Below are 21,714 nucleotides of genomic sequence, written 5' to 3'. Positions count from 1 at the left end.
CTATCCGCGTCGACGCGCCCTGCGGGCCATCAGCGTGGCCGCCGATCCGGCCACGAGCAGAGCGGCGGCGATCCCGCCGAGAATCCACTCACCGCCGTGGGCACCCGTGTGCGGGAGCTCCCCTCCGGGGTGGGGCTTGTGCGGCCAGGTGCCGGGCTCGTCGGGCCCGCCGGGCTTGTGCGGCCAGGTGTGGGTCGGCGTGGGCTTCGGCCACGGCGTGCGGGTGGGGGTCGGGGTGGGGATACCCGTCGGAGTCGGAGTCGGCGTGGGCGTGTCCGTCGGAGTCGGGGTGGGGGTGGGGGTCGGCGTGGGCGTCGGGGTCGGCGTGGGCGACGGCTCCTCGCCGCAGGTCGGCAGATCACCGTCGAAGGGGTAGGCGTGCAGCTCCTGGCCGCCCGACTGGCCCGCCGAGGTGTGGGTCAGCGAACCGGCGGTGTAGAAACGGCCGTTGGTTCCGCTCATGTCCAGCACGGCCGTACTCGACTGCCGGCCGATCAGCACGCTGCCCTGAAACTGACCGGTGCCGTGCAGCCCGACCTCGGTGGCGTCCGGGAAGTTCCACAGCAGGCGCTCGCGCAGTCCGGCCTGCGGCAGCGAGCCCATCAGCGTGTTGATGTTGCGGCTGCTCCCGTAGACGTTGACGAGCACCGTCGCACCGTCCGGGACGGCGTTGAACGTGATGCCCTGCTGGCCGCCCTGGGCCGACACCACATCCGCGTCCACGGCGAAGACCTGGAGGGGCGAGCTGCCGTCACCGGTGAAGACGGTCTCGAAACCGGCGTTCACCACGGTGCCCGTGGCGGGACGGCGGTGGTCCTGGTTGTCGTCGTACGCGTAGCAGTGGCTGGCCGCGGTGAGCTGGTCGCGCAGCGCCGTGTACGGCTCCGTGGCGGCCGGGTCGCGGAGCGGGGCCGGGATCACCGTTCCGCTGACGTTCCCGGCGTACTTGACCACACCGTGGTTCGTCCCCTCCTCGGCGAGCAGCCGCTGCCCGGTCGCGACGGTCAGGTCCCCGCCCACGGTCAGGTAGTCGGAGTCGTTGGGGGGCGGCACCCGGGAGCCCACGCCCGCCACGCCGACGTTGTAGATCTGCGAGGCGCCTTCGCGCTTGTTCATGTCGAACTGTCCGAGGGTGACGATCTTCCCCTCGGCCTCGGCGGCGGCCTCCCGGACCAGGAAGTCGCCGCCGACGAAGATATTGATATTGCTGTCGTGATGGGTGACGGGCCCGTTGTTCGGATCGAGCCAGGTCGTCGGGCAGTCACTGCCCAGACACGGGCCGAGCCCGCCGGGCAGCGGGTCGGCGAGAGCGATGGACGCCATCGTGCCCACCATGGCCGCGGCCGCCGCCGTGGCCGCCGCCGCCCGGATACCTTTGCCGCGCCTCCGCGCTTGTGTTGCCATAAGGGGCAATATGCAGCTTTGTTTACCAAACGACAGGAATGCCACGCCGGATCGAGCCCGATGTACCCGGATACACGGGGCCGCGACCGGGTACGCCCGTGCGCGCGAGCGCGCGCCGGGCCGCCCCCGTCAGCGCGCCCGCGATGTCCGACGGCGCGTCAGGCCGAGTGCGCCAGGAGTTCGACCTCCACGCGCGGATCCAGGCCGACCGCGGGCCGGTCCGGTCGCTGCGGGGGCTTCCCGCCCAGCTCCTCCAGCCACTTCCAGGTGTCGGCGACCGTCTCCTCGACCGGGCGGCAGCGCAGCCCGGTCGCGTACGCCTTGCTGACGTCTGCGCAGTGCAGGGTGTCGTACAGCTCGCCCGGCGGCAGCCAGACCGGCAGATCGGTCCACGGCTCCACGCCCGCCGCGAGGATCTTCTCCGCGGGCGTCCAGCGCAGTGCCGCGTCGGAGCCGGTGGCCCGTACGCAGGCCTCAAGGAGTTGCCCCATGGTGGCGTGACCCTGGCGGCTGACCAGGTTGTACGGTCCGTGCAGACCGCTGCGGGCAGCGTCCAGCAGCCAGTTGGCGAGGTCGCGGGCGTCGATGTACTGAAGCCTCAGATCCGGTGTGCCCGGGGCCAGTACGGGACCGCCGCGGGCGATCCGCCCCAGCCACCAGGGCAGTCTGCCGATGTTCTCCCAGGGCCCCAGGATCAGCCCCGCGCGGGCGAGGAGGGCCCGGTCGCCGAAGGCGTCGAGCGCGGCCAGTTCGCCGCCGCGTTTGGCCAGGGGGTACGAGACGTCTCCGCCCGCGTCGGGCGAGGCGCCGGTCACCACCGGGCCCTCCTCCGGCAGACCGGCCGGGGCCGGGAAGTCGTAAACGGAGCGGCTGGAGACGTAGGCGTACCGGGCGGCCCGGCCGGCCAGCAGACGGGCCGCGTCCCGTACGGCCGAGGGGGCGCCGCTCCAGGTGTCGACCACCAGGTCCCAGGCGTACCCGCCGTCGGGGTCGTCGCCCGGTCCGGCCAGGGCGGCGAGGCCGTCCTCGGTGGTGCGGTCGCCGAGGAGTTCCGCCACGCCCGGCGGGGGTGCGTGCCGGCCGCGGTGGAACACCGTGACGTCCCAGCCGCGCGCCAGCGCCGCCTCGGTGACGGCGCGCCCCACGAATTCCGTACCACCCAGCATCAGAAGCCTCATGGGACCGACTCTGCCCGCCGGGCGGCCCGGGGGGAACCGGTCCTCGCTCTCGGCGGAATCGGGAACCGGCCCCTCACAGCGTGCGGGCCAGCGGGCTGCGGTTGCGCAGCAGCCACTGGTGGTACCCGGCCGCGCGCCGGGCCGCCTCCCGGTAGGCCGCCTCCAACTCCCCGTACACCGTGGCCGCGTCGGTGCCCGGCCGGGACACCAGCAGCAGCCGTACGGCGAGGGGGTCGTCGCGCAGCGGGCGGATCGCCATGTCGTCGCGCGGTCCGGAGGTGGGCTGGCAGGGGGCGACCGCCTCGCCGAGCACGACGAGGGAGGCGGCGGTGAGGTAGTCGCCGTGCAGGACGGTCGGTGCGAGGCCGGCCTCGCCGAACACCCGGCGCAGCCCGTCCCATTCGCCGTCCACCGTGGGGTCGACCATCCACCGGTCGGCCGCCAGGTCGACGAGGTCGACCACGGGGCGGGCGGCGGCCGGGTGGTCCCGGGCCATGGAGATGAACTGCGGTTCGCGGTCCAGGAGTACGCGCTGTTCCAGGCCGTCCGGGACGGCCAGCGGGCAGCCCTCGACCTCGTGCACGAAGGCGACGTCGAGCCCGCCCGCCCCGACGTCGCGGAGCAGCGCGCCGGCCGATACGTCGACCCGCAGCGAGATGTCCGTACCGGGCAGCCGGAGCCGCAGCCTGCGCAGCCAGCCGCCGATGACCCGGCTCGCCGTGCAGCCGATGCGCAGCCGGGGCCCGGACGCCCGGACCGCGTCCGCCTCCGCCTTCGCGTCGCTGACCAGGGCGGTCATTCCGTCGACCAGGGGGCGGGCCCGGCTGAGGACGGAACGGCCGAGCAACGTCGGGCGGCAACCGGTCCGTTCACGGCGGAACAGCTCGGCGCCCAGGGTGTTCTCGATCCGGCGCAGCTGGGTGGTCAGGGAGGGCTGGCTCACGCCCAGCCTGCGGGCGGCTTGGTGCAGGCTGCCCGTATCCGCGATGGCGCACAGCGCCCTGAGGTGTCTCACCTCAAGCTCCATACGGTCGAGCGTAGGGCGGCGGACGACTGTCGCACCAGACTCCCCAATCACGTCAAAGCCCTTTAATTCACCTGGAGTTGGCGGACCCTTCGGCAGCGGTACCGCAGTTGGCGATAGCCCGGTGCTATCGCCGGTTGACATCATCCGCCACGGCTTCCGCTCCCCGACACTCTCTCCGTACCGCACCCGTCCGAGTCCGATCATCGGACGGGTTCATCGGACCGGTAACGGTAGGAGACCCCCCATGAAACACCCCAGGACCGTCATGTCGGCCGTGGTCGGCCTCGGCTTCGGCCTCGCGGCCGCGCTGGGCACGGCACCGGCAATCGCCTCCTCGGCCCCCGCCGCAGCACCCGTCACCACCACCTCGGACGTCCGGGCGGGCTACACCGCCTACGCCGGGTCGCACGAGAACGCCGCCGCGAACAAGGCGTTCTTCGAGGCGGTCGCCAAGTCCGTGGCGAAGAAGCGGGCGGCGAACCCCGGCGCCCAGTCGGTCACCATCGTCTACAGCACCGCCAACGCGCCGAGCTTCCGCACCCAGATATCCAACAGCGCGCAGATCTGGAACAGCTCCGTCTCCAACGTCCGGCTGCAGGAAGGCTCGAACGCCGACTTCACCTACTACGAGGGCAACGACCCGAGCGGCTCGTACGCGAGCACCGACGGGCACGGCAACGGATACATCTTCCTGGACTACGCGCAGAACCAGCAGTACGACTCGACCCGCGTCACCACGCACGAGACCGGGCATGTGCTCGGCCTTCCGGACCACTACTCCGGTCCGTGCAGCGAGCTGATGTCGGGCGGCGGCCCCGGCCCGTCCTGTACCAACCCGTATCCCGACGCGAACGAGCGCAGCCAGGTCAACTACCTGTGGCAGAACGGCTTCGCGGCCGCACTCGCGCGCAGCGGCTCCTGACCCCGGTCCGGACGCATCGCACCATCGGGGCCACCTCGTAGGACGGGGTGGCCCCTCCGCCCTGCCCACCGGGACGATCAGGCGTGTTCCAGCGGGAAGGCGCCGCGGTGGCCCGTACCGGCACCCTGCTCCGGGCGGGGCTCGTACTCACGGCAGCTCCAGATCTCCTGGACGAATCCCGTGCGCCGGTCCCACAGGTCCAGGACATCGCCCTCACCGGCCGCCCCGCGGTAGGCGTCCTTGGCGCCCCGGAAGCAGGCCAGGCCGCCGGACAGTCCGCGCACCGCGGCCGGGGCCGGGAAGTAGTCCGAGAAGGCGCAGGCGATGCAGGTCTGGAGACGCACGCCGGGCGGCAGGGCGCGCTGGATCGTGGCGAGTGCGGACGCGAAGTCGTTCTCGGCGCGATGGGACGTGTAGGCCGCCCCGCCGAACTGCAGCTCCAGGCCGAGGTACGAATCGGGGCGGCGCAGCGACAACAGGCAGCTGAGCGTGGCCTGGTGGACGGCTCCTTCCCAGATGACCGGGAGCGGGAGGTCCCACTCCAGGACACAGTCGCTCAGCGCACCGTCCACCAGGGTGAACCGGTCGTCGGCCGGTGGCGTGCCGACGGCCGGGGTGAGGCCGTCGAAGCTCGCACCCTCGAAGTCGATGCCCCTTGTCCGGAGGTGTAGTTGCTGTCCGTCGGTAGTGAGGACGACGGCGTCGGAACCCTGTCGGTCCCGGTACCACCCTGCCCATGACTCATCTGTCATGGGCACGGACTGTAGCCCGTGCCCATGACAGTCGCCCTCTCGCCCTCCGTTTCGGCTCACGGGCCTTGTGACCTCGGCACCTTGTTCCGTTCCCCCTCCTCCGCCCCCTTCACCGTTCTCGGCTCCGTGCCCTGCTCTCCGCTCCCCGCTCTCAGTGCGTCCGGCGGGTGACGAACTCCGCCAGGGTCAGGAGGTCGCCGGCGCCGGCCAGGTCGGGGACCGCCCGGGACAGGTGGTGGACCGCGCGGGCCATCCGGTCCGCCGCGGCGATCTGCGCCCAGTCCCGGCCGCCGGCCCGGTCGACGGCGTCGGCGGCGCTGCTCACCTCGCCGGGTGTGGTCATCGATCCCCGGTAGAGCGTGGCGAGTTCGGCCGCCGCCGGGGTGCCGGAGGTCAACGCGGCGACGACGGGCAGGGACTTCTTGTGGGCGACGAGATCGGCCCCGACCGGCTTCCCGGTCCGCGCCGGATCCCCCCAGATGCCGATCAGGTCGTCGATCAGCTGGAAGGCGAGGCCCGCCTCCCGGCCGAATCCGTCCATCGCGCCGACCGCCCGCTGCCCCGCGCCCGCGTACAACGCGCCCAGCGCGCAGGCGCAGCCGAGCAGGGCGCCGGTCTTGGCGGTGGCCATGGTCAGGCACTCGTCCAGCGTGACCTCGTCGGGGCCCCGGTCCTCGAAGGCGCAGTCGGCCTGCTGGCCCGCGCACAGCTCGATGACGCAGGTCGAGAGCCGTGCCGAGGCGCGGGCCCCGGCCGGGGACGGATCCTCGGCGAGCAGCCGCTGGGCGAGGGCGAGCATGGCGTCGCCCGCGATGACCGCGTCGGGAATGCCGAAGACCGCCCAGGCCGTGGGCCGGTGCCGACGGGTCCGGTCCTCGTCGATGACGTCGTCGTGCAGCAGGGTGAAGTTGTGGGCCAGCTCCACGGCGACGGCTGCCCGTACCGCCTGTGCCGGGTCGCCGCCCAGTGCGCGGGCGGCGGCGAGGACCAGTGCGGGTCTGATCGCCTTGCCCGCCGGTCCCGAGGACGGGCTGCCGTCGGCCTCCTGCCAGCCGAAGTGGTACATCGCGACGCGGCGGATCGATCCGGGCAGGGATTCGACGGCGGCGCGCAGTTGGGGATCCACGAGGGCCCTGGTCTGCTCCAGGAGGACCTCGGCCTCCTGGCCCTGCGCCGCGGGGACGGGCGGGTCGTCGGCGCCCTGCGTCGCGGGGGCGGCCGGGGCACCGACGGGTGGGGCGTTGTCGCCCGGGGCCCGGGGTGTCGGTGGTTGGGGTGCGTGGTGGGTCTTCACTGGGGCGTCCTCCCGAGGCCGCCCCGGGCACGGCTGCCCGGTGGCGGAGATTGACGGGGCCCGGACATCGTCGTCCGGGCCCCCGAGGGGCTACCGCCAGCGGCTGACCTCGACGTTTTCCAGTACGCCCAGGGCGTCCGGCACGAGGATGGCCGCGGAGTAGTAGGCCGTCACCAGGTAGGAGATGATCGCCTGCTCGTCGATCCCCATGAAGCGGACCGAGAGGCTGGGCTCGATCTCGTCGGGGATGCCGGACTGCTGGAGTCCGATGACGCCCTGCTCGGCCTCACCCGTCCTCATGCAGATGATCGACGTGGTCCGGGCGTCGGTGATCGGGATCTTGTTGGACGGGAAGATCGGCACCCCCCGCCAGGCCGGCACATGGTGTCCGCCGATGTCGACGCTCTCCGGCACCAGGCCGCGCCTGTTGCACTCGCGGCCGAATGCGGCGATGGCCCTCGGGTGGGCGAGGAAGAGCTTCGAGCCGCGGCGGCGCGAGAGCAGCTCGTCCATGTCGTCGGGGCTGGGCACACCGTCGTGCGGCTGGAGGCGCTGCCCGTAGTCGCAGTTGTTGAGCAGCCCGAACTCGCGGTTGTTGATCAGCTCGTGCTCCTGGCGCTCGCGCAGCGCCTCGACCGTGAGCCGCAACTGCTGCTCGGTCTGGTTCATCGGCTGGTTGTAGAGGTCGGCGACCCGGCTGTGGACCTTCAGCACGGTCTGGGCGACGCTCAGTTCGTACTCCCGCGGCGCCGCGTCGTAATCGACGTACGTGTGCGGGACGACGGCTTCGCCGACATGGCCGGCGGAGAGGTCGATCGCGGCCTCGCCGTACTTGTTGGTGCGCTGCTCCGGGATGCTGAGCAGTCCGGCGAGATGTTCGCGGAGCGAGTCCGCGCGCTCGGCGAGGTTCAGCACGTCCGCCCGGCTCAGCCTCAGCACCGTGCAGGCGGTGACGGCACGGGCCGTGTACTCCCAGACGGCGTCGCCGTCGACCAGGGCCTGGTCCCCGAAGTAGGCCCCGTCGGCATGGACCCCGAGCACCGTCTCGTCCCCGTAGGGGCCGGTGCCGACCCTCTCGACCTTGCCGTGCGCCAGGAGGTAGACGCTGTCCGCCGCGTCCCCCGACGCGGCCAGTACCTGTCCCGCCGCGATCTCGCGCTGTTCGCACCGCCGGGCGAGCTCGCCCAGCACCTCCTCGTCGCCGAAGTCCCGCAGGGCGGGGAGCTCTCCGAGCTCGGCGGGGATGACCGCGACCCGGTCACCGGTCTGCACAAAGGTCACCCTGCCGTCCCCGACCGAGTAGCTCAGCCTGCGGTTCACCCGGTAGGTACCACCTTGCACCTGCACCCACGGCAGCATCTTCAGCAGCCACCGCGAGGTGATCTCCTGCATCTGCGGGGCGGACTTGGTGGTCGTCGCGAGGTTCCGCGCCGCTGCCGTCCCCAGACTCTGCTGCGGCGGCACCGACGCGTTCTGAACCTCTTCACCAACGGACATCTGTGGTCCTCTCGATTTCGGCTGACCTGCGAGAAGGAGCCTTTCAGCACAGAGAGCACCCACGCCATTACACAAAAGAGTGTGATTAATCGGCTTTGGGCTGGGCACCACGCACAGCGATACCCGCGCGACACTTTAATTTGCATCCTTGATGCAACTTATCTACGGTGGTCGTCATGCGGCTGACGAGATTCACCGACGTGGCGCTGCGCGTACTGATGCGCCTCGCCGTCGCGGAGAACGAGGACCCGCCGACCACCCGGGAGGTGGCGGCCACCATGCAGGTGCCGTACACCCACACGGCCAAGGTCGTCGCCAGACTCCAGCACCTCGGCCTCATCGAGGCGCGACGGGGCCGCGGCGGCGGACTCAGCCTCACCGGAGCGGGCCGTTCCGCCTCGATCGGCCAGCTCGTCCGGGAGCTGGAGGGGCCCGGCGACGTCGTCGACTGCGAGGGCACCACCCCCTGCCCGCTGCGCTCGGCCTGCCGGCTGCGCGGCGCCCTGCGCCGCGCGGAGGAGGCCTTCTACGCCGCCCTCGATCCGCTCACCATCACCGAACTCGTCGCATCCCCCACCGGACCGCTGCTGATCGGCATCAGCCGCGGCCGCCCGGACACCGGCTGAGCCGCCACCGACCGCACCACGGGCCCCACGCCCGGCCTCACTCCACCCGGATTCGCGCCGCCCCGCTTCGCGCTGCCGGTTCCACACTGGTCAAAAATACGAATCTCAAATACCAATTAAAATCCAAGGAGTCCCGATGCTCTCCGAGACGTCGACCGCCACCGTCCGTGCCACCCTCCCCGCCGTGGGCGCGGCCGTCGGAGACATCGCCGACCTCTTCTACCGCAAGCTCTTCGACGCCCACCCCGAGCTGCTGCGCGACCTCTTCAACCGCGGCAACCAGGCGTCCGGCGCCCAGCGGCAGGCCCTCGCGGGCTCCATCGCCGCCTTCGCGACCCAGCTGATCGAGCACCCGGACACCCGCCCCGACGTGATGCTCGGCCGGATCGCGCACAAGCACGCCTCGCTCGGCGTCACCGCCGCCCAGTACGACGTCGTGCACACCCACCTGTTCGCCGCCATCGCCGAGGTGCTCGGCGACGCGGTCACCCCGGAGGTCGCAGCGGCCTGGGACGAGGTCTACTGGCTGATGGCCGGCGCCCTGATCTCGATCGAGGAGCGGCTGTACGCACAGCAGGGCGTCGTCGCCGGCGACGTGTGGCGCGCGTGGGAGGTGGCCGCCCGGATCGAGGAGACCGCCGACGTCGCCACCTTCCAGCTCCGCCCGGCCGACGGAGCGCCCGCGCCCGCCTTCCGGCCCGGCCAGTACGTCTCCGTACAGGTGGAACTCCCCGACGGGGCCCGCCAGATACGCCAGTACAGCCTCTCCAGCGCCCCCGGCTCGCGGCTCCGCTCGATCACCGTCAAGCGGGTGCACGGCGGCGGCTCGCCCGACGGCGAGGTCTCCCGCCATCTGCACACCGAGGTGGCGGCCGGTGACGTGCTGCGGGTCTCCGCCCCGTACGGCGATCTCGTGCTCGACTCCGCCGACGCACCGCTCCTGCTCGCCTCCGCGGGCATCGGCTGCACCCCGATGCTGTCGATGCTGGAACACCTCGCGGCGACCGGCCACCGCGCCCCGGTCACCGTCGTGCACGGCGACCGCTCCCCCGCCACCCACGCGATGCGCGCCGACCACGCCCTGCTCACCGGCAAACTCCCCGACGCCGCCGCCCACTTCTGGTACGAGGACCCCGAGGCCGGCCACCCCGCCGACCGCACCGGCCGGGTCGATCTGAGCGGCCTCGCCGTCGCCCCCGGCACCCACGCCTATCTCTGCGGCCCCCTGCCGTTCATGCGCGCCGTACGCACCCAGTTGCTGGCCAAGGGCATCCCGGCGACCGACATCCACTACGAGGTGTTCGGCCCCGACATGTGGCTGGCACAGGACTGAATCCGGCCCACTGCTCGCGGAGTTGACCGGATCGGATCGCACACAGCCCGAACAGCCGCCGAAGGGATGGTTCGGAGAGCGACATTCCAGTAAAAGCGGATCAAGGCTGGTTCCCCTCACGTACGAAGGAGACGGCCATGTCCTCCCCCATGTCCGCGAGCAGGTTCCTGGAAGTCCTGATGGACGAAGGGCTCACCGTCGTCCAGGTCGGTGACTGGCGTACCCACAACCGCGACCACAAGGGCCCCTGGGGCCCGGTCAACGGCGTGATGATCCACCACACGGTCACCGAGGGCACCGAGTCCACCGTGCGCATCTGCCGTGACGGCTACCCGGATCTGCCCGGCCCGCTCTGCCACGGCGTGATCGCCAAGGACGGCCGGGTCCATCTGGTCGGCTACGGCCGCGCCAACCACGCCGGACTCGGCGACGACGACGTACTGCGCGCCGTCGTCGCCGAGAAGCGCCTCCCGGGCGACAACGAGGCCAATACCGACGGGAACAGGCACTTCTACGGCTTCGAGTGCGAGAACCTCGGCGACGGCAAGGACCCCTGGCCCGATGTCCAGCTCGAAGCCATCGAGAAGACCGCCGCCGCGATCTGCCGTCACCACGACTGGGGCTCCCGCTCGGTGATCGGACACAAGGAGTGGCAGCCGGGCAAGGTCGACCCGCGCGGCTTCACGATGGACTCCATGCGGTCCCGGATCCACGAGCGCCTCAAGTGACCGGTGCCCGCCCGGCCCGGCGACAATTGCGGCATGCCCTCCGAAGCTCTCGACCTCTCCCGGCTGCGGCCGGTGCTCCCCTCGCCCCTGCGGCCGGTCGAGGACGAGCGCTTCGCACGCCACGGCGTACGGCTGCTGCTCAAGCGCGACGATCTCATCCACCCCGGCCTGCCCGGCAACAAGTGGCGAAAGCTCTCCCTCAACCTGCGGGCCGCCGCCGGGCGCACCGTGCTGACCTTCGGCGGCGCCTACTCCAACCATCTGCGGGCCACCGCCGCGGCCGGCCGGCTGCTCGGCTTCCCCACCGTCGGGGTCGTGCGCGGTGACGAGCTGGCCGGCCGCCCGCTGAACCCCTCGCTCGCCCGGTGCGCCGCCGACGGGATGACCCTGCACTTCATGGACCGCGCGACCTACCGCGCGAAGGGTGATCCAGAGGTCCTGGCGGGGCTGCTGAGCGCCTTCGGGGAGTGCTGTGTCATCCCGGAGGGCGGCAGCAACGCCCTGGCCGCACAGGGCTGTACAGAGCTGGGGCGCGAGTTGCGCGGCCGGGCCGATGTGGTCGCGGTGGCCTGCGGCACCGGGGGCACCCTCGCCGGTCTCGCCGCCGGCCTCGCGCCGGGGCAGCGGGCGCTCGGCGTCCCGGTGCTGCGCGGCGGCTTCCTCGGGGAAGCGGTGCGGGAACTGCAGGAGGAGGCCTTCGGCGGCCCGGCCGGGTCGTGGTCCCTGGACGAACGCTTCCACTTCGGCGGCTACGCCCGTACGACCCCGGCCCTGCACGCCTTCGCCGAGGACTTCGAGCGGCGGCACGGCCTGCCCGTCGAGCGGCTCTACGTCGCCAAGCTGCTGTACGCGCTCACCGAACTGGCCGAGGAGGGTGCGTTCCCTGCGGGAACCACGGTCGCGGCGGTCGTCACGGGCAGCCCTCAAGGAGCCCCCGACTCCTCCCGGTAGGCCGCCGCCTCCTCCAGGTCGAGCCGTCTGAGCAGCGTCCGCAGCATCTCGTCGTCGATCCGCCGCTCGTCCCGCAGCGTCACGAAGACCGAGCGCTCGGCGTCGATCATCTCCCTGGCCAGGCGCCGGTAGGTGTCGTCCGCCGACTCCCCGGTCACCGGATTGGCCGCACCCAGCCGCTCCCACACGGCGTTGCGGCGGCGCTCCAGAACGGTGCGCAGCCGGTCGGCGAGGGGTCCCGGCAGCTGGTTGCGGTCATCGGAGAGCAGCTCCTCCAGCCGTGCCTCGGCGGCCACGGAGGCCTCGCTCTGGGCCTGCGCCTCGGCCAGCGTCTCGGCCTTCGCGTCGCGCCCCGGGAGCTTCAGGACCCGCACCAGCAGCGGCAGGCTGAGCCCCTGGACGACCAGGGTGCCGATGACGGTGGTGAACGTCAGGAACAGCACCAGGTTGCGGGCCGGGAAGGGTCTCCCGTCGGACATGGCGAACGGGATGGAGAAGGCGATGGCGAGCGAGACGACCCCGCGCATCCCGGCCCAGCCGACGATCAGCGGCGCCGTCCAGTTGGTGTCGGGCTCGCGTTCCCTGATCCGTTTCGACAGCCACCGGGGCAGATACGTCGCCGGGTAGACCCAGATGAAGCGGACCACGACCACGGCGAGGAAGACGAGCACCGCGTACCGGGCGGCTTCGCCCACGGCGTACGCGCCGAGCCCCTTCAGCACGAAGGGCAGCTGGAGCCCGATCAGCGCGAAGACCGCGGACTCCAGGATGAACGCGACCATCTTCCAGACCGCCGCCTCCTGGAGCCGGGTCGCGAAGTCCACCTGCCAGGACCGGTGCCCCAGATAGAGCGCCACGACGACCACGGCGAGCACCCCGGAGGCGTGCACGCGTTCGGCCGCCGCGTACGCCACGAAGGGGATCAGCAGTGACAGCGTGTTCTGCAGCAGCGCCTCTTTGAGGTGGGTGCGGAGCCAGTGCAGCGGCACCATCAGCGCCAGGCCGACCACGACGCCGCCGACCGCGGCGAGGAAGAACTCGCCGATCCCCGCGCCCCAGCTGATGCCCTCGCCCACGGCGGCGGCGAGCGCCACCTTGTACGCGGTGATCGCGGTGGCGTCGTTCACCAGGGACTCGCCCTGCAGGACCGTCGTGACCCGGCCGGGCAGCCCGACCCGGCGCGCGATCGCGGCGGCCGTGACCGCGTCCGGCGGGGCGACGACCGCGCCGAGCACCAGCGCGGCGGTGAGCGGCAGGTCGGGCACCAGGCGGTACGCCAGCCAGCCGACCGCGACGGTCGCGAACAGGACGTAACCGACCGAGAGCAGCGCGACCGGCCGCAGATTGGCCCGCAGATCGAGGTACGAGCTGTCGACGGCCGCCGTGTAGAGCAGCGGCGGCAGCAGCAGCGGCAGCACGACGTGCGCGTCCAGGGTGTAGGCGGGCACCCCGGGCAGATAGGAGGCGATCAGGCCCACGGCGACGAGCAGCAGCGGGGCCGGCACCGGTGTGCGGCGGGCCGCCCCCGCGACCGCCGCACTGGCCGCGACCAGTCCTACCAGCGGCAATACGTCCATTCCACGGTCCTCGCATCCGCATTTCACGGTCCACGCATCCGTCGTAACCTGACAATCATGAGTGACTGCCCTCACGTGTCCGGTCTGCCGCGCCCCGAACCGGCCCCGCTCAGCGGGACCTGTCCGGGCTGCCTCGCGGCCGGCACCCACCCCGTGCAGCTGCGGCTCTGCCTGGTCTGCGGCCATGTCGGCTGCTGCGATTCGTCACCCCTGCAGCACGCCACGGGGCACTACAAGGAGACCGGTCATCCGGTGATGCGGAGCTTCGAGCCCGGCGAGAGCTGGCGCTGGTGCTTCGAGGACGGTTCGATCGTCTGACGTCTGGGTACGTCAAACCGGCGCCGGTTGTTCGTAATTGACCGCCGCAGACCCCTAGCCACTGTGTGTACTCGTGGGTTTACCATGAGTGACAGCCATGGGCTGGGGCTCTGGCGACACGGCATCATGGGTCGCGATAGCGTCGCGGACCAGAACCGAAGACGTACCACATGGCTCCGGGGCACCCTTCCCGGATCCTCGAAAGAGTTTGTGCCACCTTGGAGGTGAGGGTGTCCCAGATCGCAGGCGAGCCCGGGAATCAGGACTTCGTAGAGGTCCGGCTGCCCGCTGCGGGTGCCTACCTGTCGGTGCTGCGTACGGCCACGGCCGGTCTCGCAGCACGCTTGGACTTCACTCTCGACGAGATCGAGGATCTTCGCATCGCGGTCGACGAGGCCTGCGCGATCCTGCTTCAGCAGGCCGTGCCGGGCTCCGTCCTCAGCTGCGTCTTCCGGCTCGTCGAGGATTCTCTCGAGGTCACGGTGGCCGCCCCCACGACGGACGGACGGGCACCGGAGCGCGACACCTTCGCCTGGACGGTGCTCTCCGCACTGGCCGGGAAGGTCGACTCCTCGGTGGCCGACGACCGTACGGTCAGCATCAGCCTCTACAAACAGCGCGGCGCGGGACCCGGGCCGGCGTGAGCAACGGGAACGGGGACGGTCCTGTGCGGGACGAAACGATGCGACCAGGGGTGGTGCGCGCAGCAGGCATCCCGGAACAGCAGGCCCTGCCCCATCCGGTGGACGGGGCGGACGGGCCTGTGGGCCGTACGGTCGCGGTGGAGCAGTCGCAGGCGGAGCGGGCAGGCCAGATGAGCGAGCACGGGCACCACGATCCACACGACCGCAGCGGGGCGCGGGCGCTGTTCATCGAACTGCGCGCGCTGCCCGACGGGTCGCCCGAGAAGGCGGAGCTGCGCAATCGGCTGGTGCGGATGCATCTGCCGCTCGTGGAGCATCTGGCCCGCCGGTTCCGCAATCGCGGCGAGCCGCTGGACGACCTGACCCAGGTCGCCACGATCGGCCTGATCAAGTCGGTGGACCGGTTCGACCCGGACCGCGGCGTCGAGTTCTCGACGTACGCGACTCCGACGGTCGTCGGCGAGATCAAGCGCCACTTCCGTGACAAGGGCTGGGCGGTCCGGGTGCCGCGCCGGCTCCAGGAGCTGCGGCTGTCGCTGACCACGGCCACCGCCGAGCTCTCCCAGCAGCACGGCCGCTCGCCGACGGTCCACGAGCTGGCGGAGCGGCTGGGCATCTCCGAGGAAGAGGTCCTGGAGGGCCTGGAATCGGCGAACGCGTACAGCACGCTCTCGCTGGACGTGCCGGACACGGACGACGAGTCCCCCGCGGTCGCGGACACGCTGGGTTCCGAGGACGAGGCGCTGGAGGGCGTCGAGTACCGGGAGTCGCTCAAGCCGCTGCTGGAGGACCTGCCGCCGCGCGAGAAGCGGATTCTGCTGCTGCGCTTCTTCGGCAACATGACCCAGTCGCAGATCGCGCAGGAGGTCGGCATCTCGCAGATGCACGTCTCGCGGCTGCTGGCCCGCACGCTCGCGCAGCTGCGCGAGCGGCTGCTCGTCGAGGAGTAGCGGGCAGGGCCGCTCGCGGGCGCGGGCCCTCCCGTGCCCGCGGCCGTCCGGTGGAGCCGTGCCGCTCCGCCCGGACAGCGGGCGGCCGGCTCAGCCCTCCGGCGTGGTGCCCGGCCGGCGGATGCCGAGTGCCTCGATGGTCGTCGGCCTGACCAGCTGGTAGAGCGCCGTCAGCGTCACCGCGGCGAGAACGATCCCGGCCGGGATCAGCACGCCGTGCGACCTCAGCAGCGTCCAGGCCACCGGGAGCGCGATGATCTGCGTGATGAGCGCGGGGCCTCGGCTCCAGCTGCGCCGCCGCAGCAGACCACGGGCGGCGAACAACGGGATCAGGGCGAGCGCGATCAGCGTCAGGCCGCCCATCTCCGCCTGCTGCGGGCTCTCGGGGCGTCCGAGCAGGCCCATGACCAGCATGCAGATCCCGCCGATGGCCAGCGCCGCCCCTTCCAGGGCGGTGAGTGCGGCAACGAGAGTGATCCTGCTCGGCTTCGCCGGTTCGAGCCTCGGCGAGGGCGACGAGGCGGGCGTGTTCTGCTGAGTACTCACCCTTGCAGGTTGGCATCCCGGCGCCGCGGAAGCGAAGCCGGGGTCGGAATCGGTACGGGAACGGACGGCCGGCCCGCCCCGCAGCACCCGGGTCGTCACCGAGCGTGAATGTCATGGGGCGGGACTTCAGAGTGATACCGCGCGGTAGGTAGTCTGGCGGTCATGCGCGCACTCCTCGTGGTCAATCCAGCTGCTACCACCACCAGTGCGCGGACGCGTGACGTGCTCATCCACGCGCTGGCCAGCGAGATGAAGCTGGAGGCCGTGACCACGGAATACCGGGGCCACGCCCGGGATCTGGGGCGGCGCGCCGCGGATGCCGACGACATCGATCTGGTGGTCGCCCTGGGCGGCGACGGCACGGTCAACGAGGTCGTCAACGGTCTCCTCCACAACGGCCCCGATCTGGATCGCCTGCCGAGCCTCGCGGTGGTTCCCGGCGGCTCCACCAATGTCTTCGCGCGCGCCCTGGGCCTGCCCAACGACGCGGTGGAGGCGACCGGCGCGATCCTGGACGCGCTCGCCAACCGGACCGAACGCACGGTCGGGCTCGGACTGGCGGCCGGCACCCCCGGCACCGAGGACGAGTCGGTCCCGGAGCGCTGGTTCACCTTCTGCGCCGGACTCGGATTCGACGCGGGCGTGGTCGGCCGGGTCGAACAGCAACGCGAACGCGGCAAGCGTTCCACGCACGCGCTCTATGTACGCCAGGTGGTCCGGCAATTCCTCGACGAGCCGCACCGCAGACAGGGCGTGATGACCCTGGAGACCCCCGGGCAGGAACCGGTCACCGACCTGGCACTGTCCATAATTTCCAATACCGCACCCTGGTCCTACCTGGGCAATCGTCCGTTGTACGCGTCCCCGAAGGCCACTTTCGACACCGGCCTGGACGTGCTCGGACTGAAGCGGCTCTCCACTCCGGCGGTCGCTCGTTACGGCACCCAGCTGCTCACTTCGAGTCCGGAGAAGGGCCCGTCCGGCAAGCACGCCGTTTCACTTCATGACCTCACGGACTTCACCTTGCATTCAAAGGTTCCACTGCCTTTCCAGATGGACGGCGACCACCTGGGAGTGCGCAGAAGTGTGACGTTCACAGGCGTACGCCGTGCACTGCGTGTGATTGTGTGAGTGGAAGGGACCAAAGTCCTTTAACTCGAACGTTTGGGCTGGGATCCACCCCATAGAAGTACGGCTGTGACCTAGTCGACACCGAGGAATCAAAAAAAAGTTTCCAGAAGGGGTTGTATCCGCCGCCGAGGTTTGCGAATCTCTACATGGCGATCGGGACGGCCCGCAACACCGGCCTCCACTGAAAGCCAGAACCCCTCCTCACTGCACAGGACCACAACCAGTTCATCTGGGCGTCGGCCCGTCATCCGCGGGGGGATTCGTGAAAGCGTTCACATTCACAAGCACCAGTATGTAATACCAAGGAGAGGTAGCAGCCATGGACTGGCGTCACAACGCCGTTTGTCGTGAGGAAGACCCCGAGCTGTTCTTCCCCATCGGCAACACCGGTCCTGCGCTGCTGCAGATCGAGGAAGCCAAGGCCGTCTGCCGTCGCTGCCCCGTCATGGAGCAGTGCCTGCAGTGGGCGCTCGAGTCCGGCCAGGACTCCGGCGTCTGGGGTGGCCTCAGCGAGGACGAGCGCCGCGCGATGAAGCGCCGTGCCGCTCGCAACCGGGCGCGTAACGCCAGCGCCTGACCGACGCCACCGCTACGAGCCTCAGCCAGGCGGCGCGTACAGAGCGTACGCACAACCCCGCCCCCCGAGTCGCAGCGCGCAGTACCCCCGAAGCGCATGCATGAACAGTGAGCCCGGACCGTGACAACGGTCCGGGCTCACTGCTGTGTTCGTGGCCGCGTTCATGCCGCCGCCCGTCCGTCCACGCGGGCGAACGGACGAACAGGCGGACCGGAAGGGCTACTTCTCGGACCGGACCGGGATGTCGAGCACGACCTGGGTGCCGCGCTCGGGGGCCGGGACCATGCCGAAGGTTCCGCCCAACTCGCCTTCCACCAGCGTCCGGACGATCTGCAGCCCCAGATTGCCGGCGCGCTGCGGGTCGAATCCCTCGGGCAGACCGCATCCGTCGTCCTGGACCGTGATCAGCAGCCGCGTCCCGGCGGAGGAGCCGCCGCGCACCGCGGACACCTCCACCGTGCCGGACTCGGCGAGCGTGAAGGCGTGTTCCAGGGCGTTCTGCAGGACTTCCGTGAGCACCATCGCCAGCGGCGTGGCCACTTCGGCGTCGAGGATGCCGAAGCGTCCCGTCCGGCGGCAGGTGACCTTGCCCGGTGAGATCTCGGCGACCATCGCGATGACGCGGTCGGCGATCTCGTCGAACTCCACCCGCTCGTCCAGATTCTGGGACAGCGTCTCATGGACGATGGCGATCGAACCGACGCGCCGTACCGCCTCGTTGAGCGCCTCGCGGCCCCGTACGGAGTCCATCCGCCGGGCCTGGAGCCGCAACAGGGCGGCAACGGTCTGGAGGTTGTTCTTCACCCGGTGGTGGATCTCCCGGATGGTGGCGTCCTTGGTGATCAACTCACGTTCGCGACGGCGGAGTTCGGTGACGTCCCGGAGCAGGACCAGGGAGCCGATGCGGACGCCCTTGGGTTTGAGCGGGATCGCCCGGAGCTGGATCACCCCGCCCGCGCACTCGACTTCGAACTCCCGGGGGGCGTAGCCGCTGGCCAGCTTGACCAGGGCCTCGTCCACCGGGCCCCGGGAAGGGGCGAGTTCGGCGGTGATCCCGCCCAGGTGCTGGCCGACCAGGTCGGAGGCGAGGCCGAGCCGGTGGTAGGCGGACAGGCCGTTGGGGCTGGCGTACTGGACGACTCCGTCGGCGTCCAGCCGGATCAGCCCGTCGCCGACGCGCGGCGAGGCATCCATGTCGACCTGCTGGCCGGGGAAGGGGAAGGACCCGGCGGCGATCATCTGGGCCAGGTCGGAGGCCGACTGGAGGTAGGTGAGCTCCAGCCTGGACGGGGTCCGGACGGTGAGGAGGTTGGTGTTGCGGGCGATGACCCCGAGGACCCGGCCCTCCCTGCGTACGGGGATCGACTCGACCCGTACCGGCACCTCCTCGCGCCACTCCGGGTCGCCCTCGCGCACGATCCGGCCCTCGTCCAGCGCCGCGTCCAGCAGCGGACGCCGGCCGCGCGGCACCAGGTGCCCGACCATGTCGTCCTGGTAGGAGGTGGGGCCGGTGTTGGGGCGCATCTGTGCCACGGACACATAGCGGGTGCCGTCGCGGGTGGGGACCCAGAGCACGAGGTCGGCGAAGGACAGGTCGGAGAGCAGCTGCCACTCCGAGACCAGCAGATGCAGCCACTCCAGGTCGGTGTCGCTGAGGGCTGTGTGCTGGCGGACGAGGTCGTTCATGGAGGGCACGTGTGCGAGCGTACCCGCGGATGGGCAGTGGTTCCGAACCGAACGGCCCGGCCGCGCGTGCAGAGGGAGGAGGCCGGAAAATTGCGGCTCTCCTATGGATGGACACGGGTGAATGGTCTAGTCCACAATGCTGAAGACAGATCTTCCGCTCTCCCCGCACAGGAGGGCGGATCGAGGTACCGCGCTCTCTGCCCTGACCGCGTCGGTACCTCTCCCCGGCCGGGGGCACCGCACACCGCCGGCCGAACAGACCGTCCGTGATGGCCGGTCTTACTCCGGGCTGCGGTGCCGGACGGGCTGAGGGTCCCGTCCCGGCGCCGTGGCCCGCGGGTGTTCCCGGGGCCGTTCGCCGCGTTCAGCGGGTCTCGGTGACCTTGGCCAGGGCGCGGGGCGCGTCCGGGTCCTGGCCCCGGGCGATCGTCACCTCGTACGCCAGCATCTGCAGCGGCAGGATCTCCAGGACCGGCTGGAGCTCCTCGGCGACCCCGGCCGTCGGCAGCACGAAGCCCGCGGACGCCGCCTCCACCTGGGCCTTCGGGCCGACCACGAAGAGGTCCGCGCCGCGTCCGCGCAGCCGGTCCAGGACCGGTTGGAGCGCCTCGCCGCCCCGGCCGTCGGTGACCACGGCGATCACCGGGGAGATGTTGTCGACCATGGCGAGCGGGCCGTGCAGCAGGTCGGCGCCCGAGTACGAGAGAGCCGGGATGTAACTGGTCTCCATCAGCTTCAGGGCGGCTTCCTTGGCGGTGGGGTAGCCGTAGCCGCGGGAGGTGATGACCATGCGCTCGGCGAAGCGGTAGCGCGACGCCAGGGCCCTGACCTCGTCCTTGCGGGCCAGGATCTCCTCGGCCCGCTCCGGCAGGACCTCGGCCGCCGAGCCGTCGCCGCCGGCCAGCCCCTCCACGAAGAGGTAGAGGGACAGGAGCGAGGCGGTGTACGTCTTGGTGGCCGGGAGGGCCTTCTCCGGGCCGGCCAGGATGTCGATGTGGTACTCGGAGACGGCGGACAGCGGCGAGTCCCGGTTGTTGGTGACGGCCAGGGTGATCGCACCGGCCTCGCGCGCCGCCCTGGTGGAGGCCACCAGGTCGGGCGAGCCGCCGGACTGACTGACGGTGATGACGAGGACGTCCCTGAGGTCCGGCTTCGCGCCGTACGCGGTGGTGGTCGACATCGAGGCGAGACCGCAGGGCAGGCCGAGCCGGATCTCCAGCAGGTACTTGGCATACAGCGCGGCGTTGTCAGAGGTGCCACGGGCGGTGAGCAGGACGAAGCGCGGCTTCCTCGCCGCGACGGCCGCGGCCACCTCACGGATCCCGGGGGCGCCCCGGTCGAGGATGCGCCGGAGCATCACGGGCTGCTCGGCCATCTCGCCGGACATGATCCTGCCCGGCTGCTCGCTCTCCTCGGCCGGAGATGTGGCGGACATGTCGAGTGCCTCCCAGCGGGGTCCCGGTGCGTCGGCGGCGCCGTCCGGACCAGTCGACCACGCAGGACCGGACAGCCGCCAGCGGACCGCGTCCGGGACGGGCACATTCCCCGTGCCCGCGTTGCCGGGGTCTGCTAGATTGGAGACCGATTGGTCTATACCACCTGACTCAACTCTTCAGATCGGCAGGCCCCGCGTGGAAGTTGTCATCGTCCCGGACGCCAAGGCAGGCGGCGAACTCATCGCGGAGGCCATCGGCGCCCTCCTGAGCCGCAAGCCCGACGCCCTTCTCGGCGTTGCCACCGGCTCGACCCCGCTGCCCATCTACCAGGCGCTGGCGGCCAAGGTCCGCTCCGGTGCCGTCGACTCCTCGCGTGCCCGCATCTGCCAGCTCGACGAGTACGTCGGGCTGCCCGCGGGCCACCCCGAGTCCTACCGCTCCGTGGTGCTGCGCGAGGTCGTCGAACCGCTCGGCCTGTCCGAGGCGTCCTTCATGGGCCCCGACGGCTCCGCCGAGGACGTCCGGGCGGCCTGCCTGGCGTACGACCGGGCGCTCGCCGAGGCCGGCGGGGTGGATCTGCAGCTCCTCGGCATCGGCACCGACGGGCACATAGGCTTCAACGAGCCGTGCTCCTCGCTCGCCTCCCGTACCCGGATCAAGACGCTGACCGAGCAGACCCGGATCGACAACGCGCGCTTCTTCGACAACGACATCGCACAGGTGCCGCACCACGTGATCACCCAGGGCATCGGCACCATCCTGGAGTCCCGTCACCCGATCCTGCTGGCCACCGGCGAGGGCAAGGCGGACGCCGTGGCGCAGACGGTGGAGGGGCCGGTCGCCTCGATCGTGCCCGCGTCGGCGCTCCAGCTGCATCCGCACGCGACGGTGGTGGTCGACGAGGCCGCGGCGTCCAAGCTGAAGCTGGCGGACTACTTCCGCGCCACGTACGCGGCGAAGCCGTCGTGGCAGGGGCTGTAGCCGTCCCGGACACGTGGAGAGGGCCGGGGCACCCGTGGTGGGTGCCCCGGCCCTCTCGTATGCCGTCGCGGCCCGGGGGGGGGGGGGGGGGGGGCCCCCACCCCCCCCCCCCCCCACCCCCCCCCCCCCCCCACCCCCCCCCCCCCCCCCCCCCGG

The 21,714-nt window shown here is 71.2% G+C and carries 21 protein-coding genes; 11 read left to right on the top strand and 10 right to left on the bottom strand.

Annotated features, from left to right (window positions below):
- From ACFV8T_RS20850 to ACFV8T_RS20840, 3 genes are all read right to left on the bottom strand, one after another.
- Nucleotides 1-1,404, bottom strand: coding sequence for a choice-of-anchor A family protein (locus ACFV8T_RS20850; RefSeq protein WP_385329373.1), 1,404 nt, complete (start codon nucleotides 1,402-1,404; stop codon nucleotides 1-3).
- Between the two features lie 158 nt (nucleotides 1,405-1,562).
- Nucleotides 1,563-2,570: an NAD-dependent epimerase/dehydratase family protein gene (locus ACFV8T_RS20845; protein ID WP_385329868.1), complete on the bottom strand. Its 1,008-nt coding sequence runs from the start codon at nucleotides 2,568-2,570 to the stop codon at nucleotides 1,563-1,565.
- Between the two features lie 85 nt (nucleotides 2,571-2,655).
- On the bottom strand, nucleotides 2,656-3,609 hold the full coding sequence (locus tag ACFV8T_RS20840; protein ID WP_385329370.1) for a LysR family transcriptional regulator: 954 nt from the start codon (nucleotides 3,607-3,609) through the stop codon (nucleotides 2,656-2,658).
- A gap of 244 nt (nucleotides 3,610-3,853) precedes the next feature.
- On the opposite strand from ACFV8T_RS20840, the gene snpA reads away from it, so the two are divergent.
- Nucleotides 3,854-4,531: a snapalysin gene (snpA, locus tag ACFV8T_RS20835; RefSeq protein ID WP_385329367.1), complete on the top strand. Its 678-nt coding sequence runs from the start codon at nucleotides 3,854-3,856 to the stop codon at nucleotides 4,529-4,531.
- Between the two features lie 77 nt (nucleotides 4,532-4,608).
- Here the strand turns inward: snpA and ACFV8T_RS20830 are convergent, their stop codons facing one another.
- The 3 genes from ACFV8T_RS20830 to ACFV8T_RS20820 all read right to left on the bottom strand — a co-directional run bounded on the left by ACFV8T_RS20830 (nucleotide 4,609) and on the right by ACFV8T_RS20820 (nucleotide 8,074).
- The gene (locus ACFV8T_RS20830; RefSeq protein ID WP_385329364.1) at nucleotides 4,609-5,283 is read right to left on the bottom strand and encodes a DUF6304 family protein; all 675 of its coding nucleotides are present in this window, start codon (nucleotides 5,281-5,283) and stop codon (nucleotides 4,609-4,611) included.
- A gap of 151 nt (nucleotides 5,284-5,434) precedes the next feature.
- The gene (locus ACFV8T_RS20825; protein WP_385329865.1) at nucleotides 5,435-6,430 is read right to left on the bottom strand and encodes a family 2 encapsulin nanocompartment cargo protein polyprenyl transferase; all 996 of its coding nucleotides are present in this window, start codon (nucleotides 6,428-6,430) and stop codon (nucleotides 5,435-5,437) included.
- 237 nt (nucleotides 6,431-6,667) lie between these two features.
- Entirely contained in the window at nucleotides 6,668-8,074 is a 1,407-nt protein-coding gene (locus ACFV8T_RS20820) for a family 2B encapsulin nanocompartment shell protein (RefSeq protein ID WP_385329362.1), read from the bottom strand.
- Between the two features lie 176 nt (nucleotides 8,075-8,250).
- On the opposite strand from ACFV8T_RS20820, the gene ACFV8T_RS20815 reads away from it, so the two are divergent.
- The 4 genes from ACFV8T_RS20815 to ACFV8T_RS20800 all read left to right on the top strand — a co-directional run bounded on the left by ACFV8T_RS20815 (nucleotide 8,251) and on the right by ACFV8T_RS20800 (nucleotide 11,712).
- The gene (locus ACFV8T_RS20815) at nucleotides 8,251-8,700 is read left to right on the top strand and encodes an RrF2 family transcriptional regulator (protein WP_385329359.1); all 450 of its coding nucleotides are present in this window, start codon (nucleotides 8,251-8,253) and stop codon (nucleotides 8,698-8,700) included.
- Between the two features lie 136 nt (nucleotides 8,701-8,836).
- The gene (locus ACFV8T_RS20810) at nucleotides 8,837-10,033 is read left to right on the top strand and encodes a globin domain-containing protein (protein ID WP_385329357.1); all 1,197 of its coding nucleotides are present in this window, start codon (nucleotides 8,837-8,839) and stop codon (nucleotides 10,031-10,033) included.
- A 137-nt stretch (nucleotides 10,034-10,170) separates the two neighbouring features.
- On the top strand, nucleotides 10,171-10,761 hold the full coding sequence (locus ACFV8T_RS20805; protein WP_385329354.1) for an N-acetylmuramoyl-L-alanine amidase: 591 nt from the start codon (nucleotides 10,171-10,173) through the stop codon (nucleotides 10,759-10,761).
- A 33-nt stretch (nucleotides 10,762-10,794) separates the two neighbouring features.
- Nucleotides 10,795-11,712: a 1-aminocyclopropane-1-carboxylate deaminase/D-cysteine desulfhydrase gene (locus tag ACFV8T_RS20800; RefSeq protein WP_385329351.1), complete on the top strand. Its 918-nt coding sequence runs from the start codon at nucleotides 10,795-10,797 to the stop codon at nucleotides 11,710-11,712.
- Here ACFV8T_RS20800 and ACFV8T_RS20795 read toward each other — a convergent pair.
- Entirely contained in the window at nucleotides 11,685-13,289 is a 1,605-nt protein-coding gene (locus tag ACFV8T_RS20795) for a Na+/H+ antiporter (RefSeq protein ID WP_385329348.1), read from the bottom strand. The two genes, ACFV8T_RS20800 and ACFV8T_RS20795, sit on opposite strands and share 28 nt — an antisense overlap.
- Nucleotides 13,290-13,346: 57 nt before the next feature.
- Between ACFV8T_RS20795 and ACFV8T_RS20790 the strand changes: the two genes are divergently transcribed.
- From ACFV8T_RS20790 to ACFV8T_RS20780, 3 genes are all read left to right on the top strand, one after another.
- Entirely contained in the window at nucleotides 13,347-13,607 is a 261-nt protein-coding gene (locus ACFV8T_RS20790; RefSeq protein ID WP_385329345.1) for a UBP-type zinc finger domain-containing protein, read from the top strand.
- A 230-nt stretch (nucleotides 13,608-13,837) separates the two neighbouring features.
- Complete coding sequence (locus ACFV8T_RS20785; RefSeq protein WP_072483809.1) at nucleotides 13,838-14,251, top strand: anti-sigma regulatory factor; 414 nt, start codon at nucleotides 13,838-13,840, stop codon at nucleotides 14,249-14,251.
- The gene (locus ACFV8T_RS20780; RefSeq protein ID WP_371095424.1) at nucleotides 14,248-15,201 is read left to right on the top strand and encodes an RNA polymerase sigma factor SigF; all 954 of its coding nucleotides are present in this window, start codon (nucleotides 14,248-14,250) and stop codon (nucleotides 15,199-15,201) included. Before ACFV8T_RS20785 ends, ACFV8T_RS20780 begins: the two co-directional genes overlap by 4 nt.
- A 90-nt stretch (nucleotides 15,202-15,291) precedes the next feature.
- Here the strand turns inward: ACFV8T_RS20780 and ACFV8T_RS20775 are convergent, their stop codons facing one another.
- A complete protein-coding gene (locus tag ACFV8T_RS20775; RefSeq protein ID WP_385329343.1) occupies nucleotides 15,292-15,747 on the bottom strand; it encodes a hypothetical protein in 456 nt (151 codons plus the stop codon).
- A 162-nt stretch (nucleotides 15,748-15,909) separates the two neighbouring features.
- Between ACFV8T_RS20775 and ACFV8T_RS20770 the strand changes: the two genes are divergently transcribed.
- Together ACFV8T_RS20770 and ACFV8T_RS20765 are read left to right on the top strand one after the other, a co-directional pair.
- Nucleotides 15,910-16,878 carry a diacylglycerol/lipid kinase family protein gene (locus tag ACFV8T_RS20770; RefSeq protein WP_385329340.1) on the top strand — a complete coding sequence of 323 codons (969 nt, stop codon included), beginning with the start codon at nucleotides 15,910-15,912 and terminating at the stop codon, nucleotides 16,876-16,878.
- Between the two features lie 319 nt (nucleotides 16,879-17,197).
- A complete protein-coding gene (locus ACFV8T_RS20765; protein ID WP_003953983.1) occupies nucleotides 17,198-17,455 on the top strand; it encodes a WhiB family transcriptional regulator in 258 nt (85 codons plus the stop codon).
- Nucleotides 17,456-17,674: 219 nt separating this feature from the next.
- On the opposite strand, the gene ACFV8T_RS20760 is transcribed toward ACFV8T_RS20765, so the two are convergent.
- Together ACFV8T_RS20760 and ACFV8T_RS20755 are read right to left on the bottom strand one after the other, a co-directional pair.
- The gene (locus ACFV8T_RS20760) at nucleotides 17,675-19,141 is read right to left on the bottom strand and encodes a PAS domain-containing sensor histidine kinase (protein ID WP_266425420.1); all 1,467 of its coding nucleotides are present in this window, start codon (nucleotides 19,139-19,141) and stop codon (nucleotides 17,675-17,677) included.
- 364 nt (nucleotides 19,142-19,505) lie between these two features.
- Nucleotides 19,506-20,576 (bottom strand): SIS domain-containing protein, encoded by a 1,071-nt coding sequence (locus ACFV8T_RS20755; RefSeq protein WP_385329338.1) that lies wholly within the window; start codon nucleotides 20,574-20,576, stop codon nucleotides 19,506-19,508.
- A gap of 196 nt (nucleotides 20,577-20,772) precedes the next feature.
- Between ACFV8T_RS20755 and nagB the strand changes: the two genes are divergently transcribed.
- Nucleotides 20,773-21,558: a glucosamine-6-phosphate deaminase gene (nagB, locus tag ACFV8T_RS20750; RefSeq protein WP_385329335.1), complete on the top strand. Its 786-nt coding sequence runs from the start codon at nucleotides 20,773-20,775 to the stop codon at nucleotides 21,556-21,558.
- Nucleotides 21,559-21,714: the final 156 nt, after the last annotated feature.

The sequence above is a fragment of the Streptomyces sp. NPDC059832 genome (assembly GCF_042731715.1).
GTDB lineage: Bacteria > Actinomycetota > Actinomycetes > Streptomycetales > Streptomycetaceae > Streptomyces.
Note: the sequence above shows the minus strand (reverse complement) of the source record. Positions and strands in the feature narration are given on the sequence as shown.